This is a genomic window from Arthrobacter sp. Hiyo1, assembly GCF_001263615.2.
GTDB lineage: Bacteria > Actinomycetota > Actinomycetes > Actinomycetales > Micrococcaceae > Arthrobacter.
This window is the reverse complement of the sequence record NZ_DF952468.1, coordinates 691,757-698,526: the sequence shown is the minus strand read 5'-3', so window position 1 is coordinate 698,526 and position 6,770 is coordinate 691,757. Positions and strand designations below refer to the sequence as shown.

Below are 6,770 nucleotides of genomic sequence, written 5' to 3'. Positions count from 1 at the left end.
GACCGGGATGGAGCGCCCGAGCCCGCTGACGACGCCTGCGTCACTGATCCTGCCAGCCCCAGCGGGTTGCCCACGGCGATCACCAATTGGCCTACGTGCAGCGACTCCGCGTTGCCCAGGATGGCCGGCGGCGGCGTGTGGCGCCCGCGGACAATGGCGAGATCAGACAAAGGATCCGCACCGACGAGTTCGACGTCGGTGTGGGTTCCGTCAGCGAAGATTGCCCGCCCGGAGCGGAGACCCGAGACCACGTGGGCGTTGGTCAGCATGTAGCCGTCCCCCGTGAACACGACAGCCGATCCGCTTCCAATCCTGACTTGGCCGTTCCTGCGGGCGCTGCTCATCTCCAAAGCTGCAACATGCGGCGTGACCGTCTCTGCGACGTGCATCACTGTCCGCGAGTAGGCGTCCAAGGCTTCGTCATCTGACGGGGCGTCAGGGATGTCCTCGGGAAAAACTTGTTCCGGCAACGTACTCATCGTGCACCTCCTGTAACCGGTGGTGTCTATATCAACGAATACGCTGCTTCGGTTAGTCCGTTCCGTCCTACGCCGTGGGTGAACTCTGCCACTGCACGCCGACACGGTGAGTGCCGCCGTCGTTACCTTCTTTGAACTGGTTAACAACCACACTCGACGGACCGCAACAGCGGTCGCGTACGAATCCCCGAAAACAAGTAGGGACCACTCAAGACGGCAACCGCCCGCAGTCCTATGGTGTCGGTCAGCGTCCATGCGACAACAGATGGGCGGATTGCAACGACTGGGCTCAGACCGGCGAGGGGTCGCAGCCAATAAGGCAAGGGGGCTTGCTGAATGGACTACCCACAGTTCAAAAACCGGGGTCGGTGCATCGCCTACGCAAACCATCAGGAGAAAGACTGACTCCTCAGCGGGCCCGCCTTCCGGCCTAGGCAGGCAGGGCAACGGCCTTTCGTAGTACAAAGCGGGACGCAGCCGACGGGCTGAGATTGGGGCGAACGTGGACGGGCAACAATGGATTTGGGTCGTGATGGTCCTCATCGGAGCCGCAGTGGTAGCCGTTGTGATGGTCTTTGGACACCGGCGACTGAGGCTGGTTGATCGCAAGAGCACTGCCAAACATCGCAACGGGGAACCTGGAAGTTCAACGGACAACATCGAGAACTCGGATGACGAGCCCGCGGCCCGAAGTCCGAATCATTAAGATCACCCGGGAATGGAACGTCGAATCTTCGGCGGGATCACGATCCGAGGCAAAGAAGCACAACGTCAAAGAAAAACACCCCGGTCCGAAGACCGGGGTGTTTTCAGTGAGACGGTTTGTTCGTGCGCCGTGGTTAGAGGAAGTAACCCGAGACATCCGCAATGAGTTGGGCGGTGCCGCCGGAGCGGTTGTACAGATTGACCTTGCCATCCGGTCCAATTGGAATGGTGACGCTGTTGGGGACAATCTGGCCGGTGGCGTAGTTCAGATTCGACGCGTTCGGGAGTGCCGCCCCGGAGGGATAGGCCGTGACAAAACCGAAGGACGTCGAGTTGGCCACCGTAAGGTTGAAAATCGTCGCAGCGGCAGTAGCTGGGACTCCGCCCACGCCACCCACCTGGAAGGAGATTGTTCCGTCCCCTGCCACCGCCGTGGTGTTCCTTGTATCAAGGAACCTCGTTGGGGCGATCGGCTCGAACGTACCCGGGAGCGTTGCTACGCCCGACAGGTAATATCCCGAGACGTCGACGATCAATTGCGCAGTGCCACTGGACTGGTTGTACAGTATGACCTTGCCGTCCGCTCCGACCGGGACCGTCACCCTGTTCGGGACGATTTGCCCGGTGGCGTAGTTCAGGTTGGATGCATTTGGCCTCAGGGTTCCCGAGGCATAGGCGGCAACAAACCCGAATGACGTCGAGTTCGCGACCGTCAGGTTGAAGGTCACGGCCGACACGTTTGCCGGGACTCCGCTCACTCCCCCAACCTGGACCGAAACGGTGCCGTTCGGAGCCACGGGCGTTGGGGTGTTCCTGGTATCAAGGAACCTGGTTGGCGCGATCGGCTGGAATGCGCCTGCGGCGGCCGCTGTTCCTGCGACGTAGTACCCGGAAACGTCTGCTATCAGTTGTGCCGTGCCGCTGGACCGGTTGTACAGCGTGACCTTTCCGTCGGCCCCGACCGGAACCGTGACGCTATTCGGGATAATTTGTCCCGTGTCATAATTCAGGTTCGATGCGTTAGGTCTCACGGTGCCGGAGGCGTAGGCCGTGACGAACCCGAATGAGGTTGAGTTCGCGACCGTCAGGTTGAACGTCACCGCGGCGATGCTTGCCGGTATTCCGTTCACTCCAGCGACCTGGAATGAGACGGTCCCGTCGGGAGCCACCGGGCCGCTGCTGGTCCTCGTGTCGAGCAAGCGCATCGGGGTCAACGGCTCGAACGCGCCGGGCGGCAATACTGCTTCCGTCAGGCTGTAGTCATCGGTAACCAGTGTTCCCAGGCTGGTAAGGGTCAGTGCCATGGTCATGGCGGTGGCGCCGGCAGGCACGGGTGGAGAGGTATAGGTGACCTGGGTGTAGGCCGCGGAGGCAGGATAGAGCGGACTCGACGTCCAATACTGCCAGTTGCCCTGACCCAGCCTGTAGTAGAGCTCGAATTGGGTATTCGCCGTCGAGTTGTACCAGGCCGACATCGTGTATCTCTTGCCCGGCGTCACGGTCGGGGTGCATTGGCCCGTATCAAGCGGTGGCAATATTTTGGCATCACCGTCCAGGTAGGTGGTCATGACCAGTTGTTCGGCGGCAGTCCCGGTGTGGGCCCCGGTTACCGTGCTGTAGGTGTAGGTGTTGTTGCCGTAGCCTCCCGGAACCCAGCACGAAGGCGCCCCTCCGGCGACGGGGCCGGCGGTCTCAAAACCGGGATTGCGGAGAAGATTTCCGGAGGTGATGGGCGCCGGCGGCGGCGGCCGGCCGGGTTGGTCTTGACAGTGCCGCCGATCACTTGGTCGACGGTCTTGACAATGATCCGGCCTGCGGCCTGCTCGGCCACCAGGAAGTCAATGAGGGCATTGAAGTTTGCGGTGCTCACGTTGAGCGGATTGTTCGCGATGTTGATGTGGTGGAAGGTGTATTGCATCCACCCGCCGCCGGGCTCGGCTTTGAGGGTCAGGTCCTTCAGGTTCTGAAGTGTCCACGTGCTGTCGATCTGGTCCGGTGCCTTCGTCAGATATGGGTCGGCTGGCGGCATGGTTTCAGAGAGCGGCATGCCGGCCGATGCGGGGATCTGGCTTGCAATGTCACCCAATCCACGGGCGCTGTTGTAGCCGCAACTTTGGACAATCGTCTCTATGGCCGGGGTGGACGAGGCATAGGGGTACGCAAAGTTCGTTACGCGCAACCCCATGTTCGTCAGGTTTGTGCGGTCATCGCAAACCTGACGGGTAACCTCACCCGCGTCAGCCTGGGCGAGGTCGGGGTGGGTCACCGTGTGCCCCCCGATCTCGTTACCCGCTGCCTGAAGCGCGAGTGCCTGAGCAGTCGTCATGTGCAGGGAGTCAGAGTTCAGGAAGCCTGACGGAGTGAAGAATGTTCCGTGAAGGCCCTTCGAGTTCATGTAGCAGCGGCTGCCATCTGATCCACGTGGGCGTCATCAAAAGTAAGGGTCACAGTGACGAGGCTTGCCGCCTGGGCTGCCGGCGCCAGCAGGACCGCGTTGAAGAATGTCGCAAGGACAAGCACCACTGTGCCGATGGCCGTGGCTGCGGTGCCACCGGACTTGAGAATTTTCCACCACTCGAGTATTTTCCACGGCTGGCCCCGCTCGGGCACTGAGGCAACCGTCCACCGGTCTGCCCCCACAGAAGTATTTTGGACTGGCGCGTCATTCTGCCTTGATCGTTTCATAGGACCGAACTCGTTTCACAAATGCGGTTCGTCCCCCATGTCCTGCCCGGATATGGCCCGAACGAAACCGGAACGGGCATTCTCACTGCCGGCCACCCACACCCACAAGTGATCGACCCTCCCCAAAATACTGTCGTTCCCACACAGCGACTTGAGTGTCGGCTACCTGTCTTTCGGACACGCCACTCGGTTTCGTCCGGGTCTCCCGCGCAGCGAGTAGCGGAGCTCTGCCCGGTTCGGAAACCGGCAGGGCTGACAGGCTAGTCGCGAACGTGAGCGGCGTGTACAGTCGGTTTTCGCAGCCCCTTCCGGTGTCCCCGACCGGGTCCGAGGAGTAAGGAGTGACTGTGACGCTGCCTGCAGTCGACAAACGCGAACAGCCGGGACGCGAGCACGGAAGCCCGTCACGTGCTTTCACGTCGAAGTCTGCCGCCGGTCTCATCGTCGGGCTCGCCCTCATTGCACTGTTCGCGGCCGTCCGGGTGCTGGCACCATCAACGCCGGAGGTCTTTGCTCTACCCAACGCTGCCCGCGACTTCGCCACACTGTCGATCAGCGTCGTCGTCGAGTCCCTGCCGTTCGTGTTCCTCGGGATCGTCCTCTCGATCGCTGTCCAGGTCTGGCTGCCGGAGGGCATGCTGCTCCGCCGCCTGCCGCGGAGCCCGGTGCTGCGGAGGCTCGTCCTGTCGCTTTTGGGAATGCTGCTGCCTGTTTGCGAATGCGGCAATGTTCCGCTTGCCCGGGGTCTGGTGGTCAATGGCCTGACGGTTGCGGAATCGATGACTTTCCTGTTCGCGGCACCCATCCTGAACCCCGTCACCATCGTCACCACCGCGCAGGCGTTTGGTTGGGACAACGGCATCCTGGCCTCCCGTGTCCTGGGCGGCTTCTTCATCGCCAACCTTGTCGGTTGGATCTACAGCCGGCATCCGCGGCCAGGTGAGCTGCTGACCGCCCGGTTCCAGGAGACGTGTTCAGTAGCAGACCACCACGCGGGCTCTGCCGGAAGGATCAGGCGCAGCGTGCAGATGTTCGCCCAGGAGACACGCGCAATGATGCCTGCACTGTTTGTTGGTGCAGGCATGGCGGGGCTGATCCAAGTTGCCGTTTCCCGCGAAGTGCTGGTCGCCTTGGGTAGCAACCCGGTCTGGTCTGTCTTGGCATTGATGGTGTTGGCTTTCGTCGTTGCGATCTGCTCAAACGTGGATGCCTTCTTTATCCTGTCTTTCGGAGCAACCTTCATGCCGGGGGGCATTGTGGCTTTCCTCGTCTTCGGGCCCATGATCGACGTGAAAATGCTCGCCCTGATGCGCACCACGTTCACCGCGAAAACCCTCCTTCAGCTCAGCCTGCTGGTGGCACTTTGCGCGGCGGTCCTCGGATTGGCGGTCAACTATGGTCATTAGGCGGCTCGTGGGCCGGTGGCAGGGCGTGGTCCTCAGCCTGATCGGCCTCATCGCAACGATCTGGCTGGGCGTGTCAGGGCAGCTTGCCTTGTATATCCATCCGCGGTATTTCGTGTTCACGGTCATCATGGCCGTGATCGCAGGAGTACTTGCCCTCGCGGCCTTCGCCTTTGCTCCCGGCACCCAAGACGGGCACGAGCACACCGATGAGCCCGGTTCGCGATGGGGCTGGCTGTGGCCGGTCGGAAGCGTGCTGACCATCATCGCCGCCGTCGTCGCCTTACTCATCCTGCCGCCGTCGACCCTTACTACTGCCACCGTCGCGCAACGGGACCTCAACGGTTCGGCATCCGCCCTGACCCTGAAAGCCCCCGCACTGCCCGGAAAGGGAGACTACTCCGCTTTCACGGTGAGGGACTGGGCATCGTTGCTTCGGTCCGGCGCGGGGCAGGACTTTTTTGCCGACAAGACTGCCACCGTGACCGGGTTCATCAGCGCGGACAAGACAGATCCAAATGTATTCTTCGTGACCCGTTTTGTAGTGACCTGCTGCGCCGTCGATGCCCAGCCGATCGGTGTTCCGGTCTATCATCCCGGCTGGCAGAACGAGTACAAAACCGACAGCTGGGTCACCGTCACCAGCAGCTTCCGTGCCAACCCCAATGCGGCCAGCCGGGAGTCAATCGTTCTGATACCGGACTCCATCAAGCCCACCACACAGCCGGCACAGCCCTATGTCTACTAAGCGCCGTCCCGTCTCAGCCAAGCGGGCCGCGGCCATTGCTGCCGCAGCAGAGCTACTGGCCGGACGCCGTTTTGCCCGGCGCCTCTACGGCGCCATCGCGATCCTTGCCGTCCTTGCCGGCGGGTTGACCGTAGCAAACCTTTCGAAGCTACCGCACCCCCATTCCACTTCGGCCCTGGCCCGCTCGGCCACTCCGGCCGCCTTCTCGCTGTACACCCTGCAGAGGGACACCGGCAAAGACAACTCAGGCCTGAAGAAGCCGGACACGATCCTCGGCTCAAGCCTCTCCGGAAGCGATCAGGGCACCGTCATTGTCAGCGCCCCCCGCATCCAGGAGTATGCTGCCCTGCCGTCCGCCCTCGCCGTCGTCACCGTCAACGATGACAACACCAGCTCACTTGAGATGGTCCCGCTCACCGGCGGCCCGCCGTCGCTTGTTCCTTTGCCAAGCCTCGGGACGGTGGCCAACCTTCACGCGGCAGGATCCAATCACCTCATAGGCTTCACGTTCACCGCTTCTTCTGCCACTGGCCAGTACTGGAAAACGCTCTTTGTCTACGACGTCGACAAACCGTCGTCCGCTCCGTGGGCTGTCCAGGGCATCCACGGTCCGGTCACTGCGACGGACTGGCGCTTTGTTCCCGGCGCCGCCACCTTGGTGGCGCAGGCAGACGACCAATCCATCTTCCTCATCGATCCGCTCGACTCCGGCAAGGTGTCCCCTTTGGGCACGCATGCCGGAATCCTCGG

General features: G+C 62.0%; 5 protein-coding genes and 2 pseudogenes. 3 read left to right on the top strand and 4 right to left on the bottom strand.

All coding sequences use genetic code 11. The features are described from left to right. The 4 genes and pseudogenes from AHiyo1_RS03090 to AHiyo1_RS03075 all read right to left on the bottom strand — a co-directional run. A pseudogene (locus AHiyo1_RS03090) lies at positions 1-479 on the bottom strand (S1C family serine protease); the annotation flags it as partial. Between the two features lie 839 nt (positions 480-1,318). Beyond that, positions 1,319-2,752, bottom strand: coding sequence for a hypothetical protein (locus AHiyo1_RS03085; protein ID WP_059387588.1), 1,434 nt, complete (start codon positions 2,750-2,752; stop codon positions 1,319-1,321). 38 nt (positions 2,753-2,790) lie between these two features. Further along, positions 2,791-3,579: a polysaccharide deacetylase family protein gene (locus AHiyo1_RS03080; protein ID WP_059387587.1), complete on the bottom strand. Its 789-nt coding sequence runs from the start codon at positions 3,577-3,579 to the stop codon at positions 2,791-2,793. After that, positions 3,576-3,794, bottom strand: a complete 219-nt coding sequence (locus tag AHiyo1_RS03075; RefSeq protein WP_059387586.1) for a hypothetical protein — start codon at positions 3,792-3,794, stop codon at positions 3,576-3,578. Before AHiyo1_RS03075 ends, AHiyo1_RS03080 begins: the two co-directional genes overlap by 4 nt. Positions 3,795-4,222: 428 nt before the next feature. Between AHiyo1_RS03075 and AHiyo1_RS03070 the strand changes: the two genes are divergently transcribed. The 3 genes and pseudogenes from AHiyo1_RS03070 to AHiyo1_RS24400 form a co-directional block, all read left to right on the top strand. Then, the gene (locus AHiyo1_RS03070) at positions 4,223-5,275 is read left to right on the top strand and encodes a permease (RefSeq protein WP_059387589.1); all 1,053 of its coding nucleotides are present in this window, start codon (positions 4,223-4,225) and stop codon (positions 5,273-5,275) included. Further along, entirely contained in the window at positions 5,265-6,020 is a 756-nt protein-coding gene (locus tag AHiyo1_RS03065; RefSeq protein WP_059387585.1) for a TIGR03943 family putative permease subunit, read from the top strand. Before AHiyo1_RS03070 ends, AHiyo1_RS03065 begins: the two co-directional genes overlap by 11 nt. Further along, positions 6,010-6,770: pseudogene (locus AHiyo1_RS24400) on the top strand (hypothetical protein); the annotation flags it as partial. The gene AHiyo1_RS03065 and the pseudogene AHiyo1_RS24400, both read left to right, overlap by 11 nt.

Excerpts from the sequence above, each read along its gene's own strand:
- AHiyo1_RS03085 (WP_059387588.1), bottom strand. The coding sequence starts at position 2,752 with ATGACCACCTACCTGGACGGTGATGCCAAAATATTGCCACCGCTTGAT.
- AHiyo1_RS03080 (WP_059387587.1), bottom strand. The coding sequence starts at position 3,579 with ATGAACTCGAAGGGCCTTCACGGAACATTCTTCACTCCGTCAGGCTTC.
- AHiyo1_RS03065 (WP_059387585.1), top strand. The coding sequence starts at position 5,265 with ATGGTCATTAGGCGGCTCGTGGGCCGGTGGCAGGGCGTGGTCCTCAGC.